Raw genomic sequence first — 23,208 nt, 5'->3', positions numbered from 1 at the left:
GTCCTTGGTGCCCCTGCCGCCCGGAGGTAGCCGTGCTCCCCGACAACGCCCGCGAACTGAAGGCCCGGCTGTCCAAGCGGCTGAGCGAGGTGCCGCCGTCCAGCGTCGTCGCCAGCTCGGTCGACGGGCCCTCCCGGTGGAGCGGGGTCGCCCTGGGCCTGACCCCGGTCGCCGGGGGCCAGGTGCACCTGGCGATCCGGCTGATCGAGCCGGCCGACGCGGAGGTGGTGCTCGCCGGGCTGGACGCCGGCGCCCGGGACGAGGTCGACGTCCGGGTCATCGGACCGGTGCGGCCGCTGAGCTCCGCCACTCCCGAGGAGCTGCGGAGGCGCGGCCGTCCGTTGCGGCCAGGGGCGTCGATCAGCCATCGGGACGTCACCGCCGGGACCCTCGGCGGGTTCGTCCGGCGCGCCGGCGCTGCCGAGCTGCTGGTGCTGAGCAACAACCACGTGCTGGCCGACAGCGACGCGGCCACGGAGGGGGACCCGGTGCTGCAGCCGGGTGTCGCAGACGGCGGTCTCGAGACCGACCGCATCGGTGGGCTGACCTCCTTCGTCCGGTTCCGGGGCAAGCCGGGGAACCTCGTCGATGCCGCGGTCGCCGCCCTGGACCCGGGCATGGTCGCCGATCCCGCCGGCTACCCCGGGGGCCCGCTCTCCGCCGCGGTGGCGGCCGCGGACGAGACCGACCCCGAGGAACTGGTGGAGAAGGTGGGGCGCACGACCGGCCACACCCACGGACGGATCACCGCCGTCGAGGTGGACGGCGTCGGGGTGCAGTACGACGACGTCGTGCACACCTTCGACGACCAGGTGGAGATCGAGGGTCTCACCGGCGCCTTCAGCGCCGGCGGCGACAGCGGGTCGGTGATCTGGCGCAGCCGGGACCGCGCCCCGCTGGGGCTGCTGTTCGCCGGGTCCACCACCGGCGGCAGCGCCGGGGGTGGTGTCACGTTCGCCAACCCGCTGGCCACCGTGCTGCGCGAGCTCGACGTCGAGTGGTTCGCGGGCTGAGCCGAGTGGTCCATGGGCTGGGGGGCCCCGGTGGGAGGGCACCAGCGGTCGTTGCCCTGTCCTGATCGCGTGGGGAGGGGCACCATGGGGCCATGACCGACCGCGCCTCCGCCCGGGCTGCCAAGAACGCGCTGGCCTCGCGCTTCGCCTCCGACCCGGGTGTCGCCGGGGTCGGGCTCGCGCGGCAGGCCGCCGACTACGTGGTCCGGGTCGACCTGACCGAGCCGGGCGCCGGCGCCCGGGTGCCGGCCGACGTCGACGGCGTACGGGTCGTCACGCACGTGATCGGCACCGTCCGCGCCCTCTGAGCCGCCCCGGGGCCGCACTCCCCCGGCAGGCCGTTACCGTCGCGGCACGTGGCACCGACGAGGGTGCCGCGAACGCCGAGGAGGGCGCGTGCGCATCGGGATCCAGGCCAGCTACGCCGGTGACTTCAAGCAGACCGCGGAGGAGATCCGCGACCTGGAGTCCGCCGGGCTCGACGTCGCGATGTGCGCGGAGGTGTACACGTTCGACGCGGTGAGCCAGCTGGGCTACCTCGCGGCCGTGACCGACCGGGTCGAGCTGATGAGCGGCATCCTGCCCATCTACAGCCGCACCCCCGCGCTGATCGCGATGACCGCGGCCGGCCTGGACTTCGTGTCCGGTGGCCGGTTCACCCTCGGGCTCGGCGCCTCGGGCCCGCAGGTCATCGAGGGGTGGCACGGGCTGCCGTACGACGCCCCACTGCAGCGGACCCGCGAGATCGTGGAGATCTGCCGCCAGGTGTGGCGCCGCGAGCGGCTGGAGCACGACGGCAAGAAGTACCAGGTGCCGCTCCCGGCCGACCAGGGCACCGGCCTCGGCAAGCCGCTGAAGCTGATCAACACCCCGGTCCGGCCGCAGATCCCGGTGCTGCTGGCCGCCCTCGGACCGAAGAACGTCGAGCTCGCCGCGGAGATCGCGGAGAAGTGGGAGCCGATCTTCTTCCACCCCGAGCGCGCTGCCGACGTGTGGGCCGCCTCGCTCGAGGCGGGCAAGGCCAAGCGGGACCCGTCGCTGGGTGAGCTCGACGTCGTCGTCGGGGTGCCGGTGGCGATCGGTGAGGACGTCGACCACCTGGTCGAGGCGGTACGGCCGGGGATCGCGCTGTACGTCGGCGGCATGGGTGCCAAGGGCAAGAACTTCTACAACGACCTGGCCCGCCGGTACGGCTACGAGGCCGAGGCCGAAGCGATCCAGGAGCTCTACCTGGCCGGCCGGAAGGACGAGGCGGCTGCCGCCGTCCCCGAGGACCTGGTGCGGGCGACGTCCCTCATCGGGTCGGAGTCCTACGTGTCCGAGCGGATCGCCGCGTTCGCGGAGGCCGGGGTGACCACGCTCAACCTGCAGCCGCTCGACGACAGCCGGGAGGGCCGACTCCGCACCGTCGAGACGATGCGCCGCCTGGCCGGCTGATCCCCGGCGAGCCGGGGTCACCCGGCTCCTTGCGTCACGTGACGCGACAGGACGCAGAGAGGCCCCGCACGCCGGCTGGCGTGCGGGGCCTCTCTGTCACTCACTCAGCGCATCAGCGCCAGTCGTACTCCTCGAGCCGGACGGCCTCGCCCGTGCCCTGACCGAAGACGTCCGGGCTGTAGTACTGCCCGTCGTCGTAGCCGGCCATGGTGTAGACGGCGGCGCGCGCCTCCTCGGTGGGCTCGACCGTGATGTTCCGGTAGCGGCTGATGCCGGTACCGGCCGGGATCAGCTTCCCGATGATCACGTTCTCCTTGAGCCCGAGCAGGCTGTCGCTCTTGCCCTGGATGGCGGCGTCGGTGAGCACCTTCGTCGTCTCCTGGAAGGAGGCGGCCGACAGCCACGACTCCGTCGCCAGCGACGCCTTGGTGATCCCCATCAGCACCGGACGGGCCGAGGCCGGCTCGCCACCCTCGGCGACCACCCGACGGTTCTCCGTCTCGAACAGCGTCCGCTCGACCAGCGCACCGGGCAGGAACTCCGTCGCACCCGAGTCGATGATGGTCACCCGCTTCAGCATCTGGCGGATGATCACCTCGATGTGCTTGTCGTGGATCGACACGCCCTGGCTCCGGTAGACCTCCTGGACCTCGCGCACCAGGTGCAGCTGCACCTCACGCGGGCCCATGATCCGCAGCACCTCGTGCGGGTCGACTGCACCCTCGGTCAGCTGCTCGCCGACGTCGACGTGCCCGCCGTCCTCGACCCGCAGCCGCGAGCGACGCGACAGCTTGTCGTAGACGACCTCCTCGGACCCGTCGTCCGGGGCGATGGTCAGCTTGCGGAACTGGTCGCCGTCCTCGATCCGGACGGTGCCCGCCAGCTCGGCGATCGGGGCCTTGCCCTTGGGGACACGGGCCTCGAAGAGCTCGACCACACGCGGCAGACCGTGCGTGATGTCGGCACCGGCCACACCACCGGTGTGGAAGGTGCGCATGGTCAGCTGCGTACCCGGCTCACCGATCGACTGGGCGGCGATGATGCCGACCGCCTCGCCGACGTCCACCAGCTTGCCCGACGCCAGCGACCGGCCGTAGCAGGTGGCGCAGGTGCCCAGCAGCGACTCGCAGGTGAGCACGCAGCGCACCTTGACCTCGGAGACCCCGGCGTCGACGAGCTGAGCGATTAGCACGTCGCCCAGGTCCGCCCCGGCGGGGGCGATCTGGGTGCCGTCGGCAGCGACCACGTCAGCGGCCAGTGCACGGGCGTAGACGCTGGTCTCCACGTGGGCGTCACGGATGACCGTGCCGTCCACCACGGTGCCGATCGGCATGATCACGCCGCGCTCGGTGCCGCAGTCCTCCTCGCGGATGATGACGTCCTGCGAGACGTCGACCAGCCGGCGGGTGAGGTACCCGGAGTCAGCGGTCCGCAGCGCGGTGTCGGCCAGGCCCTTGCGGGCACCGTGCGTGGAGATGAAGTACTCCAGCACCGACAGACCCTCCCGGAAGTTGGCCTTGATCGGCCGCGGGATGATCTCGCCCTTCGGGTTGGCCACCAGGCCACGCATGCCGGCGATCTGGCTGATCTGCATCATGTTGCCGCGAGCGCCGGAGTTGACCATGACCCAGACCGGGTTGGTGGTCGGGAAGTTGTCGACCATCGCCTGGCTGACCTCGGCGCGTGCCCGCGTCCAGATCTCGATGAGCTCGGAACGACGCTCGGCGTCGGTGATGACGCCGCGCTCGTACTGACGCTCGATCTTGCGGGCCTCGTCCTCGTGCCGCTCCAGGATCGCGGCCTTCACCGGCGGGGTGACGACGTCGTCGATCGCGATCGTCACGCCCGAACGGGTCGCCCAGCGGAACCCAGCCGACTTGAGGGCGTCCAGCGTCGCCGCCACCTGCACCTTCGGGTAGCGCTCGGCGAGGTCGTTGACGATCGCGCCCAGCGCCTTCTTCGGCACCTGGTAGTTGACGAACCGGTAGTCCTCCGGCAGGGCCTCGTTGAAGAGGACCCGGCCCAGGCTGGTGGAGACGAGGGCCGGCTGGCCGGGCTCCCAGCCCTCGGGGGCCTCCCACGGGTCGTTCGGGCCGCTGTCGACGCCGAAGACCTCGTCGAGGCGGATGAGGACCCGCTCCTGCAGCCCGAGCACGCCCTTGTCGAAGGCCATGACGGCCTCCGCGGTCGTGGAGTAGGACTTCGGCCGCTCACCCTCGGGCACCTCGACCGTCCCGGCGAGGGAGGTCAGGTGGTAGAGGCCCAGCACCATGTCCTGGGTCGGCGCGGTGATCGGGCGACCATCGGCCGGGCTCAGGATGTTGTTGCTGGACAGCATGAGGATGCGGGCCTCGGCCTGCGCCTCGGCCGACAGCGGCAGGTGCACCGCCATCTGGTCACCGTCGAAGTCGGCGTTGAACGCCGTGCAGACCAGCGGGTGGATCTGGATGGCCTTGCCCTCGACCAGCTGAGGCTCGAAGGCCTGGATGCCCAGACGGTGCAGGGTCGGCGCCCGGTTCAGCAGCACCGGGTGCTCGGTGATGACCTCTTCGAGGACGTCCCACACGACCGGCCGCGCGCGCTCCACCATCCGCTTGGCGGACTTGATGTTCTGCGCGTGGTTGAGGTCCACCAGCCGCTTCATCACGAAGGGCTTGAACAGCTCCAGGGCCATCTGCTTGGGCAGACCGCACTGGTGCAGCTTCAGCTGCGGGCCGACGACGATGACCGAACGGCCGGAGTAGTCGACGCGCTTGCCCAGCAGGTTCTGGCGGAAACGGCCCTGCTTGCCCTTGAGCAGGTCGCTCAGGGACTTCAGCGGACGGTTGCCCGGACCGGTGACCGGCCGGCCACGACGGCCGTTGTCGAACAGCGCGTCCACGGACTCCTGGAGCATCCGCTTCTCGTTGTTGACGATGATCTCCGGCGCGCCCAGGTCGAGCAGTCGCTTGAGCCGGTTGTTCCGGTTGATCACCCGGCGGTACAGGTCGTTCATGTCGCTGGTCGCGAAGCGGCCACCGTCCAGCTGCACCATGGGGCGCAGGTCCGGCGGGATCACCGGCACGCAGTCCAGCACCATGCCCATGGGCGAGTTCTGGGTCTGCTGGAACGCCGCGACGACCTTCAGCCGCTTGAGCGCCCGCAGCTTGCGCTGGCCCTTGCCGCTGCGGATGGTCTCGCGCAGCGAGATGGCCTCGGCGTCGAGGTCGAAGCCGGCGAGCAGCTTCTGCAGCGCCGCAGCGCCCATGCCGCCCTCGAAGTACTCACCGAAGCGGTCGCGCAGCTCGCGGTAGAGGCCCTCGTCGGCGATGAGCTGCTTCACCTCGAGCTTGCGGAAGGTGTCCATCACCTCTTCGAGGCGGTCGATCTCCCGCTGGGCCCGGTCGCGCAGCTGGCGCATCTCGCGCTCGCCGCCCTCGCGCACCTTGCGGCGCACGTCGGACTTGGCACCCTCGGCCTCCAGCTCGGCGAGGTCGGCCTCCAGCTTCTGCTGGCGGGCCTCCACGTCGGCGTCGCGGCGACCCTCGAGGTTGGACTTCTCGGCGCTGATCTCGGCCTCGACGGTCGGCAGGTCGCGGTGACGCGCCTCGTCGTCGACGGAGGTGATCATGTACGCAGCGAAGTAGATGATCTTCTCGAGGTCCTTGGGCGCCAGGTCGAGCAGGTAGCCCAGGCGCGAGGGAACGCCCTTGAAGAACCAGATGTGGGTGACCGGCGCGGCCAGCTCGATGTGGCCCATCCGCTCACGACGCACCTTGGCGCGAGTGACCTCGACGCCGCAGCGCTCGCAGATGATGCCCTTGAAGCGGACCCGCTTGTACTTGCCGCAGTAGCACTCCCAGTCCCGGGTGGGACCGAAGATCTTCTCGCAGAACAGACCGTCCTTCTCCGGACGGAGAGTGCGGTAGTTGATGGTCTCGGGCTTCTTCACCTCGCCGTGTGACCACTGGCGGATGTCGTCACCGCTGGCCAGACCGATGCGCAGTTCGTCGAAGAAGTTGACGTCGAGCACTCGATGTACCCCTTTCCGGGGCTAGTTCTTCGCTTCTAGTCGATGAGGGTTGGTGCCGGCCGGCCCTGACTGCTCAGGGCCGGCCGGCGGCCGATCAGACGTCCTCGACGGACGACGGCTCGCGACGGCTGAGGTCGATGCCCAGCTCCTCCGCGGCGCGGAAGACCTCGTCGTCGGTGTCACGCAGCTCGATCGCCTGCCCGTCGCCGGAGAGGACCTCCACGTTCAGGCAGAGCGACTGGAGCTCCTTGAGCAACACCTTGAAGGACTCCGGGATGCCCGGCTCCGGGATGTTCTCGCCCTTGACGATCGCCTCGTACACCTTGACGCGGCCGAGGATGTCGTCGGACTTGATGGTGAGGAGCTCCTGCAGCGCGTAGGCGGCGCCGTAGGCCTGCATCGCCCAGCACTCCATCTCACCGAAGCGCTGACCACCGAACTGCGCCTTACCACCCAGCGGCTGCTGCGTGATCATCGAGTACGGGCCGGTGGAACGGGCGTGGATCTTGTCGTCGACCAGGTGCAGCAGCTTCAGGATGTAGACGTACCCCACGGCGATCGGCTCGGGGAAGGGCTCCCCGGAGCGGCCGTCGAACAGCCGCGCCTTGCCGGTCTCCTTGACCATCCGCTCGCCGTTGCGGTTCGGCGTCGTCGAGCCGAGCAGGCCGATGAGCTCCTCCTCCTTGGCGCCGTCGAACACCGGGGTCGCTGTGCGGGTGCCGGGAGCGGCCTGACGGGCGGCGGCGGGCAGCTTCGCAGCCCACTCCGGCGTGCCCTCGACCTCCCAGCCCTGCTTGGCGATCCACCCGAGGTGCATCTCCAGCACCTGGCCGACGTTCATCCGGCCGGGCACGCCCAGCGGGTTGAGCACGATGTCGACCGGGGTGCCGTCCTCGAGGAACGGCATGTCCTCCTGCGGGAGGATCTTGGAGATGACGCCCTTGTTCCCGTGCCGGCCGGCCAGCTTGTCGCCGTCGCTGATCTTGCGCATCTGGGCCACGTAGACCCGGATGAGCTCGTTCACGCCGGCGGGCAGCTCGTCGCCGTCCTCGCGGGAGAAGACCCGGACGCCGATGACCTTGCCGGACTCACCGTGCTTGACCTTGAGGCTGGTGTCGCGGACCTCGCGGGCCTTCTCACCGAAGATCGCCCGCAGCAGCCGCTCCTCCGGGGTCAGCTCGGTCTCGCCCTTGGGCGTGACCTTGCCGACGAGGATGTCGCCGGGGACGACCTCGGCACCGATCCGGATGATCCCGCGCTCGTCGAGGTCGGCGAGGACCTCCTCGGAGACGTTCGGGATGTCCCGGGTGATCTCCTCGGCACCGAGCTTGGTGTCGCGGGCGTCGACCTCGAACTCCTCGATGTGGATCGAGGACAGGACGTCGTCCTGCACGAGGCGCTGCGACAGGATGATCGCGTCCTCGTAGTTGTGACCCTCCCAGGGCATGAAGGCGACGAGCAGGTTCTTGCCCAGCGCCATCTCGCCCTCGTCGGTGCAGGGCCCGTCGGCGACGACCTGGCCGACCTCGACCCGCTGGCCCTCTTCGACCACCGGGCTCTGGTTGATCGAGGTGCCCTGGTTCGAGCGCTGGAACTTCAGCAGCCGGTAGGTCTGCCGGGTCCCGTCGTCGGCCATCACGGTGACGTAGTCGGCGGTGGAGTCCTCGACCACGCCCGCCTTCTCGGCCACCACGACGTCGCCGGCGTCCACGGCGGCACGCAGCTCCATGCCGGTGCCGACCAGCGGCGCCTCGCTGCGCAGCAGCGGCACCGCCTGACGCTGCATGTTCGCGCCCATCAGGGCCCGGTTCGCGTCGTCGTGCTCGAGGAACGGGATCATCGCCGTCGCGACCGAGGTCATCTGCCGCGGCGACACGTCCATGTAGTCGACGTTCTCCGGCGCGAGGTCGGTGGTCTCGCCGCCCTTGGTGCGGACCAGGACCAGGTCCTCGGCGAACCGGCCCGTCGCGTCCAGCGGCGAGTTGGCCTGCGCGACGACGAAGCGGTCCTCCTCGTCGGCGGTGAGGTAGTCGATCTGGTCGGTGACCGTGCCGTTCTCGACCTTGCGGTACGGGGTCTCGATGAACCCGAACGGGTTGACGCGGCCGAAGGAGGACAGCGAGCCGATCAGGCCGATGTTCGGGCCTTCCGGCGTCTCGATCGGGCACATCCGGCCGTAGTGGCTCGGGTGCACGTCGCGGACCTCCATGCCCGCGCGCTCACGGGACAGACCACCCGGACCCAGCGCCGACAGGCGGCGCTTGTGGGTCAGGCCCGCGAGCGGGTTGGTCTGGTCCATGAACTGCGAGAGCTGGCTGGTGCCGAAGAACTCCTTGATGGAGGCGACGACCGGCCGGATGTTGATCAGGGTCTGCGGCGTGATGGCCTCGACGTCCTGGGTCGTCATCCGCTCGCGGACGACGCGCTCCATGCGGGAGAGGCCGACCCGGATCTGGTTCTGGATCAGCTCACCGACCGTGCGCAGGCGCCGGTTGCCGAAGTGGTCGATGTCGTCGACGCCGTGGTCGGGCTCGCCGGCGTGCAGACGCACGACGTACTCGATGGTCGCGACGATGTCGTCCTCGGTCAGCGTGGAGGTGCCCTTGGGCACCTCGACGCCGAGCTTCTTGTTCACCTTGTAGCGGCCGACCTTCGCCAGGTCGTAGCGCTTCGGGTTGAAGAAGAGGTTCTCCAGCAGCGCCTGCGCCGACTCACGCGTCGGCGGCTCGCCCGGGCGCAGCTTGCGGTAGATGTCCAGCAGCGCCTCGTCCTGGCCGGCGAGGTGGTCCTTCTCCAGGGTGGCCAGCATCGTGGGCGACCACTGGAAGTGCTCGCGGATGCGGTCCTCGGTCCAGCCGAGGGCCTTGAGCAGGACGCTCACCGGCTGACGGCGCTTGCGGTCGATCCGGACGCCGACGGTGTCGCGCTTGTCGACGTCGAACTCCAGCCACGCACCACGGCTGGGGATCACCTTGGCGCTGTAGACGTCCTTGTCCGACGTCTTGTCCAGGCTCTTGTCGAAGTAGACGCCGGGGCTGCGGACCAGCTGGGAGACGACGACGCGCTCGGTCCCGTTGATGACGAACGTGCCCTTGCTCGTCATCACCGGGAAGTCGCCCATGAACACCGTCTGGCTCTTGATCTCGCCGGTGGTGTTGTTCATGAACTCGGCGGTGACGAACAGCGGCGCCGCGTAGGTCATGTCCTTGTCCTTGCACTCCTCGAGGGACGCCTTGACGTCCTCGAAGCGCGGGTTGGAGAAGGACAGCGACATGGAGCCGCTGAAGTCCTCGATCGGGGAGATCTCCTCGAGGATCTCCGCCAGGCCGCCCACCGCGCCGGCCTGCTCCTCGGGAGCGAGGGTGGCCCGCCACGCGGGGCTCCCGACCAGCCAGTCGAAGGAGGCGGTCTGGAGCGCGAGCAGGTCCGGGACCTCGAGCGGCTCGTGGATCTTGGCGAAGGAGACGCGCAGCGGCGCGCCAGGGATCTTCTGGTGGTCGGTGCCGCCGGTGCGGGGACCGGGCTGCACGTCGACCGCGGTGGTCGGGGTGCTGCTGGACTCGGTGGTGCCGGGGGTGATGCTGGTGGGGCGAGAGCCTGCCAAGATGCGTCCTTTCGAGGACCTCACGACGTGCGGGCGGTGGGTGCAGTTCGTCCTGGGTCGTCGTCGTTGTCGGCGAGGCTGACCGCGGATGCCTGCCCCGTCGGTACGGTCAACACGGGGTCTCCCGGAGCCGTTCCCGGGCACCCCTCGTGACCCGTCTCGGCGGGCTGGCAGTCAGAGGGCAGCGCAACAGGAGACCCTACCCCTGCTCAGCGCCGGTGTCCACGTCGGGCCGCCGGAGCGGCCGGGGACCCACCCACGAGGGGTGGCCGGTGCCCACCCGGCCCGGGGAACACTGGGCTCCGGAGGAGGAGCGCAGCACCGCGGGATCGGGGGCGAGCGAGGCGAGTGCCCTGCCGATGATGCCAGTGCGGCAGCCCAGCGGGAACTGCCACGCCGGGACCTGTGGGTGAACGACGTGCCTACGGAGACCCGGCCAGGGGCGACCGGACGGCGCACCGGAGCGATCTGGACGCACGACAGGGGCCGACCCACCGGAGTGGATCGGCCCCTGTCGTCAGTGCGGGGTGGTGCTACCCGGCCGCCGCGGGGGCGGCGGCAGGGTGGGGGGTCACTTGACGGTGACGGTGGCGCCGGCGCCCTCGAGGGCGGCCTTGGCCTTCTCCGCAGCGTCCTTGGCGACCTTCTCCAGGACCGGCTTCGGCGCGTTGTCGACCAGGTCCTTGGCCTCCTTGAGGCCGAGCGAGGTCAGGCCGCGCACCTCCTTGATGACCTGGATCTTCTTGTCACCGGCAGCCTCGAGGACGACGTCGAACTCGTCCTGCTCGACCGGCGCCTCGGTGGCGGCGCCGCCTCCGGCACCAGCGGCAGCCGCGACGGCGACCGGAGCGGCAGCGGTGACGTCGAAGGTGGTCTCGAACTCCTTCACGAAGTCCGACAGCTCCAGGAGGGTCATCTCCTTGAAGGCGTCGAGCAGCTCGTCAGTGGAAAGCTTGGCCATGGTGTCTCCTTGAGGGGGGTCAGTCGGTGCTGGCCGCGGAGTCCGCAGCAGCACTCTCGTCGTTGGTGGCCGGGGCGGCCGGGGTGGTGTCAGCAGCAGAGTCGGCGGGAGCAGCGTCGTCCGAGGCAGCAGCGCCCTCGGCCGGCTTCTTCTCCTTGAGGGCCTCGGCCAGTCGGGCGACCTGCGACAGCGGGGCCTGGAACAGCCCGGCAGCCTTGGTGAGGTTGCCCTTCATGGCGCCGGCCAGCTTGGCCAGCAGGACCTCACGGGACTCGACGTCGGCGAGGCGGGTGACCTCGGCTGCGTCGACCGTGCGGCCCTCGACCACGCCGCCCTTGATGACCAGCAGCGGGTTGGCCCGCGCGAAGTCACGGATGGCCTTGGCGGCCTCGACCGGGTCGCCCTCGATGAAGGCGATCGCGGTGGGGCCGTTGAGCAGCGGGGCCAGGTCGGAGTGACCGACCGAGTCCGCTGCACGCTTCGTCAGGGTGTTCTTGACGACGGCGTAGCTGCTGCCCGCACCGAGGGAACGACGCAGCTCGGTCAGCTGCGCCACGGTCAGCCCGCGGTACTCGGTGAGCACGGCCGCGCTGGACTTCTGGAACCGCTCGGTGATCTCTTCGATCACCGCGGCCTTCGCCTGCGTGGGCATGGGCCTCCTCTCGTCTGTCGGGCGACCACCGGCGACGTGCGCCCGGGGCGATCGGGCCCGGAGACGAGGAACGCCCCGGCGCAGGGCGCACGGGGCGAGGGACGATCACGGTGCAGGCGCTGAGCCCGTGCCGCGACACGTTCGTCGAACCGTCCACCTGCGCGGGTCGTCCGGTCGTTTCCGGACCTTCGATCGCACGCGGACGTGCGACGACCAGCGGTCTTGGGGGGAACAGCGGCAAGAGTACACGCCCCTGTGGGGCCGGACGCACGAGGGCCCCGCAGCGACGTGCGCTGCGGGGCCCTCGCCGGGGGCGGCGTCCGTCGATCAGGCGGAGGGCTCGTCCACGGTGAGGTTGCGGGTGCGGTTCGGGTCGACCGGGATGCCCGGGCCCATGGTGGTGGAGACGGTGATCTTCCTCAGGTACCGGCCCTTGGCCGCGGACGGCTTGGCCCGCAGCACCTCGTCGAGGGCGGCGGCGTAGTTCTCCACCAGCTTGGTCTGGTCGAAGGACGTCTTGCCGATCACCAGGTGCAGGTTGGCCTGCTTGTCGACGCGGAAGTTGATCTTCCCGCCCTTGATGTCGTTGACGGCCTTGGTGACGTCGGGGGTCACCGTGCCCGTCTTCGGGTTGGGCATCAGGCCACGGGGGCCGAGGATGCGGGCGATGCGACCGACCTTCGCCATCTGGTCCGGGGTGGCGATCGCGGCGTCGAAGTCCAGGAAACCGCCCTGGATCTGCTCGATCAGGTCGTCGGAGCCCACGACGTCGGCGCCGGCGGCCTCGGCCTCGGCTGCCTTGTCGCCGGTCGCGAAGACGATCACGCGAGCGGTCTTGCCGGTGCCGTGCGGCAGGTTGACCGTGCCACGGACCATCTGGTCGGCCTTGCGGGGGTCGACCCCGAGCCGGATGGCGACCTCGACGGTCGCGTCGTACTTGGTGGTCGAGGTCTCCTTGGCCAGACCGGCGGCCTGCAGCGGGCTGTACAGGTTGTCCGCGTCGACCAGCTCAGCGACCTTGCGGTAGTGCTTGCCGTGCTTTGCCATGGTGGTTCTCCTTCCCCCCGGGAGCGGGGGTCGCGTGGTGCGCGGGCCTGGCGAGGCCCTCCCACGAGTACTGGCCGGGTCCGCGTGGACCCGGGTCGTGCAACGCCGCCGTCAGCCGGCGGCTGCCGTCACTTGACGGTGATGCCCATCGACCGGGCGGTGCCGGCGATGATCTTCTCGGCCTGCTCGAGGTCGTTGGCGTTCAGATCGGCCATCTTCGTCTGCGCGATCTCACGGACCTGGTCGCGGGTGACCGTCGCGACCTTGGTCTTGTGCGGCTCACCCGAGCCCTTCTCCACACCGGCGGCCTTCAGCAGCATGCGCGCTGCCGGGGGCGTCTTGGTGACGAAGGTGAACGACCGGTCCTCGAAGACCGAGATCTCGACGGGGATGACGCTGCCGCGCTGCGCCTCCGTCGCGGCGTTGTACGCCTTGCAGAACTCCATGATGTTGACGCCGTGCTGACCGAGGGCGGGGCCCACGGGCGGCGCGGGGGTGGCCGCACCGGCGTTGATCTGGAGCTTGATGACCGCGGTCAACCGCTTCCTGGGGGGCATGACTTCCTTCTTCTGCGGATCGGGGGTGGTGCTGCGCTGCCTGTGCCAGGGTCAGATCTTGGTGACCTGGGTGAACGACAGCTCGACCGGCGTCTCGCGGCCGAAGATGGAGACGAGCACCTGGAGCTTCTGCTGCTCCGGGTTGATCTCGTTGATGGTCGCCGGCAGCGTCGCGAACGGACCGTCCATGACGGTGACGGACTCGCCGACCTCGAACTCGACCTCCGGCGCGGGGCCGGCGCTGGGGGCGGCCTCGGTCGCGGAGACCGGCTTGGCGGTCGTCGCCGGGACCAGCAGGTTGACGACCTCGTCGATGCTCAGCGGCGAGGGCTTGGAGGTGGCCCCGACGAAGCCGGTGACGCCCGGGGTGTTGCGGACCGCTCCCCAGGACTCGTCGTTGAGGTCCATCCGGACCAGCAGGTACCCCGGCAGCTTCTTGCGGTTGACCTGCGTCCGCTTGCCGTTCTTGATCTCGGTGACCTCCTCGGTGGGCACCTCGATCTGGAAGATGTAGTCCTCCATGTCCAGCGACGTGATCCGGGACTCGAGGTTGGTCTTCACCTTGTTCTCGTAGCCCGCGTAGGAGTGGATCACGTACCAGTCGCCGAACTGCCCGCGCAGCGTCGAGCGCAGGGCGTCCGCCGGGTCCTCGTCCTCTGCCGCCGCGGCCTCGAGGGCCTCGCTGACCGGCAGGTCGTGGTCGGGGGCCGGCTCGGGCGCCGGGTCGGCGGCGAGCGTGGCCGGCTCCCCGGTCTCGACGTCGGGGACGACGTCGGCGGCATCGGTGCTGGTGTCCTGGTCGGCGGTGTCGCTCGATCCCTCGGCGGACCCGGTCTCGCCGGCGCCCGTCTCGAGGTCGGCGCTGCCGCGCACGTCCGCACGCGCGTCGTCGAGGTCGGTGCCCTCGACGGCGCTGTCGGTCTCGAAGGGCTCGCGGGGGTCAGTCACAGGGTCTCTTCCTTGTCGGGTGCGGTGCAGGCGCGGACGGTCAGCCGAAGACGGCGAGCACGCCCTGGGCGAAGAGGAGGTCCAGGCCGGCGACGATCGCGACCATGACGGCCACGAAGATGATCACCACGGTGGTGTAGGTGATCAGCTCCTTGCGGCCGGGCCAGATGACCTTGCGCAGCTCGGCGACGACCTCGCGCAGGAACCGCCCCAGGTTCCGCTTCTCCTTCAGCTCCGCGGCGCGTGCCCGCTCGGCGTCGGCCCGGGTGCGGGTGCCCTCCCCCGTGGGTCCGGCGTCCGGCGTCCGGTCGGCCGGACGGCGGGAGGACCGGGACCGGCGCTGGGTGGGGGTGGCGACGACCTTGTCCTCGTCGGACTCCGCCTGGTCGGCGACACCGGCCTCGGCGGCCTCGAGCGCCTCCGCGTCATCCACGCCCGGCGTCTCGGCGTCGAGCTGCTCGGCGTCGACCTGCTCGCCGTTCGGCTCGCCGTCCTTCTCGCTCACAGCGCCTCGCTCACGTCGGTCCGGCTCACTTCGGTCGGCTCATCTCGGTCGGTCGTCAGGTCGTGGCAGGGGTGACAGGACTTGAACCTGCAGCCTGCGGTTTTGGAGACCGCTGCTCTGCCAATTGAGCTACACCCCTAGGGATCGCCGGGCCCGCGTCGCGGCGCGGCCCCAGTCTCGACGTGACCCCCCGAAGAGGGCCTCCGGGGCACGCCGGTGGCGGGGTCCCACAGGCCCCAGGTCGTCGAGTGTACGGGACCGACCCGGGGGGCAGCGAACACGGGAGGCGAGGCCCCCGCCCGGGCCCTCAGACGGGGCGAGCGGACAGGCCGGGCGTCCCCGCCCGTCTGCCACGATCGGATCATGTCGACCGCCACTGCGCCCGGGCCCGATCCCGCCGAGCCGGCGCCACCGGTGGATCGGCGGGTCTCCCGGCGGGTCGGTGCCCTCACCTCCTCGACGACGATGGCCGCAGACGCCCGCGCCAAGGCGCTGCGGGCGACCGGGCGGCCGGTGGTCAACCTGGCCGCCGGGGAGCCGGACCACGCCACGGCCGACCACGTCGTCGCCGCAGCCGTCCGCGCGGCCCGGGACCCGGCGATGCACCGGTACACCCCGGTCGAGGGCCTCATGGAGCTCCGGGAGGCGATCGTCGCCAAGACGCTGCGCGACTCGGGCCTCACCGCCCGGCCCACCGACGTCCTGGTCACCGCCGGGGGCAAGCAGGCGGTCGCCCAGGTGCTGGCGACGCTGCTGGACCCCGGCGACGAGGTCCTGCTGCCGACTCCGCACTGGACGACCTACCCGGAGGCGATCCGGCTGGCCGGTGGCGTCCCCGTCCCCGTGGTCGCCGACGAGGCCAGCGGCTACCTCGTCTCCGTCGGGCAGTTGGAGGCTGCGCGCACCCCGCGCACCAAGCTGCTGCTGTTCAACTCCCCGGCCAACCCGACGGGCGCCGTCCACCCGCCCGAGGAGGTGGCCGAGATCGGCCGGTGGGCACTGGCGGCCGGCCTCTGGGTGGTCACCGACGAGATCTACGAGCACCTGACCTACGACGGGACGACGGCGGCGTCCCTGCCCGCCCTGGTCCCGGAGATCCAGCCGCGGTGCGTCGTCGTCAACGGGGTCGCCAAGGCGTACGCGATGACCGGCTGGCGGGTGGGCTGGCTGATCGGGCCGGCGGACGTGGTGGCCGGCGCAACGGCCCTGCAGTCGCACTCGGCCGGCCACGTCTCGAACATCGCGCAGGCCGCCGCGGTGGCCGCGCTGACCGGCGACCAGTCCAGCGTGGCGGAACTGCGGGCCGCGCTCGACCGCCGCCGCCGGACCGTGGTCGGGATGCTCCGGGAGATCCCCGGGATCGCCTGCCCGGAGCCCCTCGGTGCCTTCTACGTCTACCCCTCGGTCACCGCGCTGCTCGGCCGGTCGATCGCCGGCCGCACCGTCACCACGAGCGCCGAGCTGGCCGAGCTGCTGCTGGAGCAGGCACAGGTCGCCGTCGTCCCCGGCGAGGCCTTCGGCACGCCGGGGTACCTCCGGCTGTCCTACGCCCTGGAGGACGACGACCTGGTGGAGGGGGTCCGCCGGATGCAGCAGCTGCTGGGCTCCGCCGACTGACGCCCCACGCGCGGGATCAGCCGAGCGCGACGACGGCGCGCGCCAGGGACAGCACCTTCTCGCCACCACTGGTCACGGTGAGGTCGATGCGCACCCGGCCGCCCTCGAGGAGCGCGGCGACCCGGCCGCGCACGGTGAGCTCGGCACCGAGCTCGTCGTCCGGCACCACCACCGGCCGGCTGAAGCGCACCTGGTAGTCGACGACGGCAGCCGGATCGCCGGCCCAGGCGGTGACCGCGCGGACGGCGAGGCCGGCGGTGAGCATCCCGTGCGCGATCACGCCGGGGAGGCCGACCTCGCGGGCGACCCGCTCGTTCCAGTGGATGACGTTGAAGTCACCGGAAGCCCCGGCGTACCGCACCAGGTCGGCGCGGGTGACCCGGGAGGTCTGCTCGGGGAGCTCGGCGCCGACCTCGACGTCGGCCGGTCGCGGGCTCACGCCGTGCCCCGGGCGACGAGCATGGAGCGGGTGGTGCAGACCGGCTCGCCGTCCTCGGTGGCCAGGTCCACCCGGGTGGTCAGCATGTCGTTGCCGGCCACCGTCTTCACCGCGTCGATCGTGGCGGTCGCGACCAGCCGGTCGCCGGCCCGGATCGGGCGGTGGTGGGTGAACCGCTGCTCGCCGTGGACGACCCGGCTGTAGTCGAGCCCGACCTCCGGGTCCTCGACCACGACGTCGGCCGCACCGAGGGAGAGCACGATGGCGAAGGTCGGCGGGGCGATGACGTCGGGGTGACCGGCGGCACGCGCGGCGGCCGGGTCGCGGTAGACCGGGTCCGGGTCGGCCAGGGCCGTGGCGAACTCCGCGATCTTCTCTCGCCCGACCTCGTACACGGCAGAGGGCGGGTAGCTGCGCCCGACCAGTCCTGCGTCCAGCGTCATGCTCCCCGCCCTCTCCTCGCGACCGCTGCGGTCAGCGCGTCTCGCGGTGGACCGTGTGCTTGCGGTCGGTGGGGCAGTACTTCTTCAGCTCGATCCGGTCGGGGTCGTTCCGCCGGTTCTTGCGGGTGATGTAGTTGCGGTTCTTGCACTCCTGGCAAGCCAGGGTGATCTTCGGACGAACGTCGGTGGCTGCCATGAGCGCATCCTCGCCTTGTCGGTGGTCGAGAGTTCCTCGACGCGTCGGGTGGTGCCCGCGCCCGGCGGATGCCGAACACGACGACGGACCCCGTTCCCGGGGTCCGTCTGGGGTAGCGGTGACCGGACTTGAACCGGTGACACAGCGATTATGAGCCGCTTGCTCTACCAGGCTGAGCTACACCGCCAGGCGACCGTGCGGCCCGGTCTTCCGACTGGACCGGCGGTCGGGCATTCGATCGTACGAGCCCCTTTACGGAATCGAACCGTAGACCTTCTCCTTACCATGGAGACGCTCTGCCGACTGAGCTAAAGGGGCGTTGCTCCGAAGAGCCGTGCAGAACTGTACCTGATGCCCTTCGGCCTCCCTGCAGGGGCCCGCCGCGAGCCTGCGAGCGGTGGGGGGCAGGGAGGTCCTTTCTCAGGTACGGACGAACAGTCGCCGGTGGGTGGCCCCCGGCGCGGCGGCACGGACGCCGGTGCGGGCCAGCAGCCAGCCCTCCAGTCGGTCCTCGGGCAACGGCCGGCTGACGAGGAAGCCCTGCAGCTTGTCGCAGCCCATCTGGGTCAGCAGGTCCCGGGTCATCTCGTCCTCGACCCCCTCGGCGACCACGCGGAGCCCGAGGTTGTGCGCCAGTTCGACGATCGACCGGGCGATGAAGGACTCGTTCGAGCTCGTCGACATGCCCAGCACGAAGGACTTGTCGATCTTCAGCTCGTCGATCGGCAGCAGCCGCAGCTGGGACAGCGAGGAGTAGCCGGTGCCGAAGTCGTCCATGGAGAGCCGCAGGCCCAACGCGTGCAGGTCGGCCAGCACGGTGCTGTTGCGCACCGTGTCGTCGACGACGCTGCCCTCGGTGAGCTCGAGGGTCAGCAGCTCACCCGGGACACCGTGGCGGCGCAGCGCGCGACGGACCCGGTCGACGATGTCCGGCTCGGCGAGGCAGTGGGCGGAGAGGTTGACCGCGACCGACAGCGCGATGTCCTGGTCCAGCCACCGCCGGCAGCGGTCCAGCGCCTTGTCCAGCACGTGGTCGGTGAGCAGGCCGATCCGGCCGATCTGCTCGGCCAGGCTGATGAAGTCGTCCGGCGAGATGTCCCCGTAGCGCGGGTGGGCCCACCGCACGAGCGTCTCCACCGAGACGATGTCGGCGGTGCGGGTGTCCACGATGGGCTGGAAGACCACCGAGATCTGCCCGTCGGCGATCGCGGTCTCCAGCTCGGCACCCAGCTGCAGGCGGCGCAGGCTCTGCTGGTCCAGGACGGGGTGATAGGTCGCCACTCCCCCGGAGCCCTGTGCCGCGAGCAGCGCGACGTCCGCCCGCTGGATCAGCGTGCCGGACTCCGATCCGTGGACCGGCGCCGCGGCCACCCCGATGGTCAGCGCGACCTCCAGGTCGAGCCCGGCGACCCGGGCGCGGGTGGAGGCGGCCTCCCGCAGCCGGCGGGCGGCCCGCTCGGTGGCGGCCAGGGACAGGCCGGGCAGCAGGACGGCGAACTGGCCGCCCTCCATCCGCGCGACGACGGCCTGCGGCGGCGCGTGCTCGCGGAGCAGCCCGGCGGTGACCAGGAGCAGTTCGTCGCTGGCGCCGTGCCCGAGGGTGTCGGTGACGTCGGTGTAGCCGTCCAGGGCCGCGAGCACCAGCCCGGCACGGGCGGTCGCCGGCTCGGCCAGCAGCAGTGCGTCGATCTCCCCGCCCAGCCGCTGCCGGTTGGGCAGCCCGGTCAGCCGGTCGTGGTCGCCGTCGTGCCGGATCTGGCTGAGCAGCTGCTGCTGGCGGATGGCGGCGTTGACGTGGGTCAGCATCGACTCCAGCGCACTGCGGTCTCCGTCGGCGAAGGAGACGATGTCCCCCTGCCGGTCGCACACCTCCAGGTATCCCGGCTCACCGGCTGCGGTGGTCACGGGCGCGCCGAGCACCTCGCGTGCACCACGGCGGAGGAGCGCTGCCCGCTCCGCGTCGTCGGCCCGACCGAAGGAGACGAAGACGGGACCATCGGCGCCCGGGACGACGGCGCGCGCCCGGACCAGGTCGTCGGGGTCGCCTGGTCCGTCGTACCAGGCCAGGTCCCGGTCGGCCGCATCGACGACCAGCTGCGGCCCCTCGTCCAGGTACGGAGGCAGCCACAGCGCCACACGGTCGGCGTTGAGGAGCTCACGAACGGCCCGGACGATCTCCCGGGTGCCGGCCTCGTCGGCGGACACCAGCTCCACCCGCCGGGCGAAGTCGTAGACCCGCTGGACCGTCCGCCGTTCACGGGAGACCCGGAAGGACTGTCGGAACAGGACGAAGATCGCCAGCAGCAACGGCACGATGAGCACCCAGGCCCACGGCGTCCGACGGGTGAGCAGGAGGGCGATCACCGCGACGACGACGCTGAGCGGCCCGATGGCCGCGTTGGGCAGGGCGCTCAACCAGAAGCGCCATCCGGGGAAGCCGTCGGCCAAGCTGATCGCAGCTCCGACCCCGATCACGCTGATCAGCCAGACGACGAAGACGGCAGCGATCAGTGCCAGCCAGGACGAGGGCCGTTCCACGTCGAGCGGCCGGAAGAGGTCCAGCACCGCCACCGCGCCGGCGATCTCGGCCACGGCGAGAGCCGCGTTGAAGACCAGTTTGGCGGCGGGATACCCCTGCCAGCGCATCGCGAGGACAGTTCCCACCAGGAACGCGGTGGCGGTCCAGGGCCCACCGATCTCGACGAGACCGAAGACGATGACCACCTCGGTCGGCGAGGCAGAGATGGTCTGCCTGCGGAACTCGAGGTCCAGTTGCACGAGTTCGCCGAGGGCGAAAGCGAGGACGAGCCCCACGAGGACCAGTGGCGCGGACAGCGTCCAGCCGTCTCGCAGGGTCGTCGAGGCCAGCAGCCCTGCCACGACGATCGCCAGGACGGCGATCGCCCAGGGGCGCTTGAGGAGGGGGATCCCCTGCTGCAGAGGAACCGCGGACTCGGCCAACATGACCCTGTCTGTTCTGGGATCGGTCGCCAGAACCTAACAGCGGACAGGCGCCCTGCGAGGAACTCGCTCAGCCGAGGTCACCCGATGTAGGGCACCTCGAACCAGGCGGCGTCCGGTCAGCGACCCCACTTCCACGGCCGACCCGACTTCCACGGGGCGCGGATGGCGGTGGACTTCGGCTGGATGGTCCGTGCAGACATGACGTCTCCTGAGGGCATGAGTGGGCTCGGGGATCGCGGCAGCCGCCCACGCGGGGGCAGAGCGTCGTCCGGCACAGACCGCAATGAAGAGACTGCAGCGGGTCACCCACACGCGCAAGATTAGACACGACTGGGCTAATGATCTTCGTTGTGTCGCCACTGTGCGTGACGAGCGATCTGCCCAGAGTCACGTTGGGGTGTCGCTGAACCGGTGTCAGCGTGGTGGACGGGGTTCCGGGAGCTCTGCGCGGGGCGGGTCGTCGAGCCGATCCCACAGCGAGGGCTCCGGGGGCCCCAGCGAGCCCAGCACGGCGGCCACCTGTGCGAAGCCGGTCCGCGCGGCTGCCCCGACCGCGCCGGGGACCGGCGTCTCCTCCCCCAGGAGCTCGACGGCGTCCCGCTGCGCGTCCTCGGCCGTGCGGACCCGGCCGGTGTCCGGCCCCATCCGCACCTCGCCGTCCGCGCCGACCGCGATCGCTGCCAGGTCCAAGCCAGCACTGAGCGGGTCTCCCCGGGGCCCGCGGAGGAAGAAGCTGGGCACGGTCACCCCGAGCGTCCACAGCAGCTGGCGGTCGACGGCCGCCTCGTGCTCCTGGCTGTACGCGAGCCCGTACCTGAGCCGCTGCCCGTGCTCCTGGACCGCCACGGTGGCACCGACGAGCTCCGCCGACGACGACGCAGGTGCGTCCACGGCCGCCAGGGCGGCGTGCACAGCGGTCACCACCGGCTCGCTCCGGGCCTCGTCGGCGAACAGGAGCGCCAGCCCGCGCAGCGCGGCGTCGGTCGACGCATCGAGGCGACCCTCCGGGCCGCCGTCGCGCACGGCCGCCTCCAGCACCGGCAGCACGACACCGACCTGTCCGGCCACCAGTCGGCTCACCTCCGCGCCGATCCCGGCGAGAGTCTCCTGGTCGACCAGCACCTTGTCCGGTGAGTCCGGCGCCACTCCCCGGCCCAGCGACTGGAGCGCCGCCCCGCCCGCCGCCGCACCCGGGCCGGCCGCGGCGAGGGTGACGACCGCAGCCAGGTCCTCCGTCCCGCCCGGCCAGGGCCGGCTCAGCAGCGTCGTCCAGACAGCCGGGTCGGCGAGCAGCTCGCCCGCCGGACCTGCGTCGCCGGCACGGCGCAGCACGGTCAGCGCCGTCTCCACGGGGTCGGCGGCCGTCGGGCGCACCCGGGCGGCCGCGCCAGCTCCCTGCGCCGCCTCCCGCGCCAGGAACTGGCGCCCCCAGGACGCAGCGAGGGCGGAGACTCCGGCCCCACGCCGGCCCGCCAGGGCGCCCAGCACCGTGCCCATCCCGACCGCCAGCACGTCGACCGCGCCGTCGGGGTCCGCCGGCGGCAGCCGCAGGTCGCCCAGGGCGCGACGGGCCGGGCTCCCCGAGGCCGCCCCACCGGCCACCGAGCCGAGCGTTCCCGCCAGCAGGTCGGCCAGCGCGTCGACGGAGCCATCCCCCTCGCCCAGCACGGTGAGCAGCCAGCGGAGGCCCTCGGCGCCGAGCCGCGCGGCCACGGCAGCTGCGAAGGCAGGGCTCGCCGCGTGGCCGGACCAGCGGGCGGCCGCAGCATCGAGCCGCTGGGCCGTGCCCGGCCGGAGGAGGTCCGCCGCCGCCTCCCTCCCCAGCGCGGCGAACGCGCCGTCCCCCCACCCCGGCATCCGCCCCGCGAGCCAGGCGGTGACCCCTGCGGCGTCCCCGAGGCGGGCGGCCCCGCCCAGTGGCGCGGCGACCGCGGCGAGCACCGCGGCGACGGCCGTGGCGTCGGCGGCCAGGTCGTCCAGCAGTGCCCGGTGCTCGGCGGCCCGGTCGACGTCGTCGGCAGCGACCGCGGCGCTGAGGTCGGCGGCCTCGTCCCGGCCCGGACCGGGGACACCGCCGTCCCACGCCGGCCCCACCAGCACGGCGAGTCGGGACCCGGCCCTCGCGAACTGCTCGCGCTGATCGGCTCGCAGGTCCGCGATCCGGGTGAGGACTGCCAGCCAGAGCTCGCGGTGGTCACCGAGCCGGGCGGCCGCCGTCGCCAGCGCACCGTGCAGCTCCCCGGCCACCGTCCGTGCCGTGGCGACCTCGGCGGTCAGCGCCGCCGCATCGGCTCCCTGCCAGCCGGAGTCGACGGTCGCCGCACCCAGCAGGTGGACCGTCGTCCCCGCCGCGAAGCCGGCCGAGGCGAGCTGGTCGAGGACGTCCCCCAGGGCAGCCGGGGAGCCCGGCGGGTCGGGGAGCCCCATCGGTGTGGGGAGCAGCCCGCTCACCGGGGCACCGCCGTGCCACGCCCGGGCAGCAGCCCGGCGTCCACCTGCTGCCAGGAACCGGCTGCCGTCGTCACGGCGCCGCGCAGCCAGGCGAGCTCGCCCACCAGGCAACCACCGGCGGCCGCCACCGTCTCGCCGAACCCGGCCACGACCGGGCCGAGCGGCCCACCCACCCCCGGCCCGTCGCCGGCCGCGCCGATCTGGCCGGCACGGGCCGCTGCGGCGTCCAGCACCCCGGCCAGCGCGTACAGCCGTGCCGGGACCACCTCGATGACCATGCCGGGCAGTCTCGCGGCCGGGCGGTGTCCACCGCCGCCGTCGTCCACAGGGCCGGTGGCGTCACAGGCCGGGTGGGGCGCCGT

At 71.6% G+C, this 23,208-nt stretch carries 18 protein-coding genes and 3 tRNA genes; 4 read left to right on the top strand and 17 right to left on the bottom strand.

The features are described from left to right. The first annotated feature begins 32 nt into the window (after positions 1 to 32). The 3 genes from O2W20_RS04265 (at position 33) to O2W20_RS04255 (ending at position 2,450) form a co-directional block, all read left to right on the top strand. Complete coding sequence (locus O2W20_RS04265) at positions 33 to 1,013, top strand: hypothetical protein (protein ID WP_269170505.1); 981 nt, start codon at positions 33 to 35, stop codon at positions 1,011 to 1,013. Positions 1,014 to 1,105: 92 nt separating this feature from the next. Continuing rightward, positions 1,106 to 1,321 carry a hypothetical protein gene (locus tag O2W20_RS04260; RefSeq protein ID WP_269159153.1) on the top strand — a complete coding sequence of 72 codons (216 nt, stop codon included), beginning with the start codon at positions 1,106 to 1,108 and terminating at the stop codon, positions 1,319 to 1,321. 88 nt (positions 1,322 to 1,409) lie between these two features. Next, positions 1,410 to 2,450 (top strand): LLM class F420-dependent oxidoreductase, encoded by a 1,041-nt coding sequence (locus tag O2W20_RS04255; RefSeq protein WP_269170504.1) that lies wholly within the window; start codon positions 1,410 to 1,412, stop codon positions 2,448 to 2,450. Positions 2,451 to 2,562: 112 nt separating this feature from the next. Here O2W20_RS04255 and O2W20_RS04250 read toward each other — a convergent pair whose 3' ends face one another. The 9 genes from O2W20_RS04250 to O2W20_RS04210 form a co-directional block, all read right to left on the bottom strand. Beyond that, on the bottom strand, positions 2,563 to 6,462 hold the full coding sequence (locus O2W20_RS04250; RefSeq protein WP_269170503.1) for a DNA-directed RNA polymerase subunit beta': 3,900 nt from the start codon (positions 6,460 to 6,462) through the stop codon (positions 2,563 to 2,565). Positions 6,463 to 6,556: 94 nt separating this feature from the next. Continuing rightward, positions 6,557 to 10,066, bottom strand: coding sequence for a DNA-directed RNA polymerase subunit beta (gene rpoB, locus O2W20_RS04245; protein ID WP_269170502.1), 3,510 nt, complete (start codon positions 10,064 to 10,066; stop codon positions 6,557 to 6,559). A gap of 571 nt (positions 10,067 to 10,637) precedes the next feature. Next, positions 10,638 to 11,027, bottom strand: a complete 390-nt coding sequence (gene rplL / locus O2W20_RS04240) for a 50S ribosomal protein L7/L12 (protein WP_269170501.1) — start codon at positions 11,025 to 11,027, stop codon at positions 10,638 to 10,640. A 19-nt stretch (positions 11,028 to 11,046) separates the two neighbouring features. Further along, complete coding sequence (gene rplJ, locus O2W20_RS04235; RefSeq protein ID WP_269170500.1) at positions 11,047 to 11,679, bottom strand: 50S ribosomal protein L10; 633 nt, start codon at positions 11,677 to 11,679, stop codon at positions 11,047 to 11,049. Between the two features lie 327 nt (positions 11,680 to 12,006). Beyond that, entirely contained in the window at positions 12,007 to 12,726 is a 720-nt protein-coding gene (rplA, locus tag O2W20_RS04230; protein ID WP_269170499.1) for a 50S ribosomal protein L1, read from the bottom strand. A 128-nt stretch (positions 12,727 to 12,854) separates the two neighbouring features. Next, complete coding sequence (rplK, locus tag O2W20_RS04225) at positions 12,855 to 13,283, bottom strand: 50S ribosomal protein L11 (protein ID WP_036334253.1); 429 nt, start codon at positions 13,281 to 13,283, stop codon at positions 12,855 to 12,857. Positions 13,284 to 13,334: 51 nt separating this feature from the next. Next, positions 13,335 to 14,231 carry a transcription termination/antitermination protein NusG gene (gene nusG, locus O2W20_RS22745; protein ID WP_269170498.1) on the bottom strand — a complete coding sequence of 299 codons (897 nt, stop codon included), beginning with the start codon at positions 14,229 to 14,231 and terminating at the stop codon, positions 13,335 to 13,337. A 40-nt stretch (positions 14,232 to 14,271) separates the two neighbouring features. Then, positions 14,272 to 14,736, bottom strand: coding sequence for a preprotein translocase subunit SecE (secE, locus tag O2W20_RS04215; RefSeq protein ID WP_269170497.1), 465 nt, complete (start codon positions 14,734 to 14,736; stop codon positions 14,272 to 14,274). 63 nt (positions 14,737 to 14,799) lie between these two features. After that, positions 14,800 to 14,875 (bottom strand) — tRNA-Trp (locus O2W20_RS04210). Between the two features lie 224 nt (positions 14,876 to 15,099). Here O2W20_RS04210 and O2W20_RS04205 point away from each other — a divergent pair. Beyond that, entirely contained in the window at positions 15,100 to 16,353 is a 1,254-nt protein-coding gene (locus O2W20_RS04205) for a pyridoxal phosphate-dependent aminotransferase (RefSeq protein ID WP_269170496.1), read from the top strand. 16 nt (positions 16,354 to 16,369) lie between these two features. Here O2W20_RS04205 and O2W20_RS04200 read toward each other — a convergent pair whose 3' ends face one another. The 8 genes from O2W20_RS04200 to O2W20_RS04165 all read right to left on the bottom strand — a co-directional run bounded on the left by O2W20_RS04200 (position 16,370) and on the right by O2W20_RS04165 (position 23,124). Next, positions 16,370 to 16,792 (bottom strand): MaoC family dehydratase, encoded by a 423-nt coding sequence (locus tag O2W20_RS04200; protein ID WP_269170495.1) that lies wholly within the window; start codon positions 16,790 to 16,792, stop codon positions 16,370 to 16,372. Next, on the bottom strand, positions 16,789 to 17,235 hold the full coding sequence (locus O2W20_RS04195; RefSeq protein WP_269170494.1) for a MaoC family dehydratase N-terminal domain-containing protein: 447 nt from the start codon (positions 17,233 to 17,235) through the stop codon (positions 16,789 to 16,791). The genes O2W20_RS04200 and O2W20_RS04195 overlap by 4 nt, the downstream gene beginning before the upstream one ends. 31 nt (positions 17,236 to 17,266) lie before the next feature. Further along, positions 17,267 to 17,431 (bottom strand): 50S ribosomal protein L33, encoded by a 165-nt coding sequence (rpmG, locus tag O2W20_RS04190; RefSeq protein ID WP_014742879.1) that lies wholly within the window; start codon positions 17,429 to 17,431, stop codon positions 17,267 to 17,269. Positions 17,432 to 17,544: 113 nt separating this feature from the next. Beyond that, a tRNA-Met gene (locus O2W20_RS04185) sits at positions 17,545 to 17,618 on the bottom strand. 58 nt (positions 17,619 to 17,676) lie between these two features. Then, positions 17,677 to 17,749, bottom strand: a tRNA-Thr gene (locus O2W20_RS04180). Between the two features lie 102 nt (positions 17,750 to 17,851). Further along, positions 17,852 to 20,395 (bottom strand): bifunctional diguanylate cyclase/phosphodiesterase, encoded by a 2,544-nt coding sequence (locus O2W20_RS04175; protein WP_269170493.1) that lies wholly within the window; start codon positions 20,393 to 20,395, stop codon positions 17,852 to 17,854. A 414-nt stretch (positions 20,396 to 20,809) separates the two neighbouring features. Beyond that, complete coding sequence (locus tag O2W20_RS04170) at positions 20,810 to 22,846, bottom strand: hypothetical protein (RefSeq protein WP_269170492.1); 2,037 nt, start codon at positions 22,844 to 22,846, stop codon at positions 20,810 to 20,812. Continuing rightward, the gene (locus O2W20_RS04165; protein WP_269170491.1) at positions 22,843 to 23,124 is read right to left on the bottom strand and encodes a hypothetical protein; all 282 of its coding nucleotides are present in this window, start codon (positions 23,122 to 23,124) and stop codon (positions 22,843 to 22,845) included. The genes O2W20_RS04170 and O2W20_RS04165 overlap by 4 nt, the downstream gene beginning before the upstream one ends. Positions 23,125 to 23,208 lie beyond the last annotated feature (84 nt).

Source organism: Modestobacter sp. VKM Ac-2982 (assembly GCF_026967935.1).
Taxonomy (GTDB): Bacteria; Actinomycetota; Actinomycetes; order Mycobacteriales; family Geodermatophilaceae; genus Modestobacter.
This window is presented reverse-complemented; position numbering and strand designations above follow the sequence as displayed.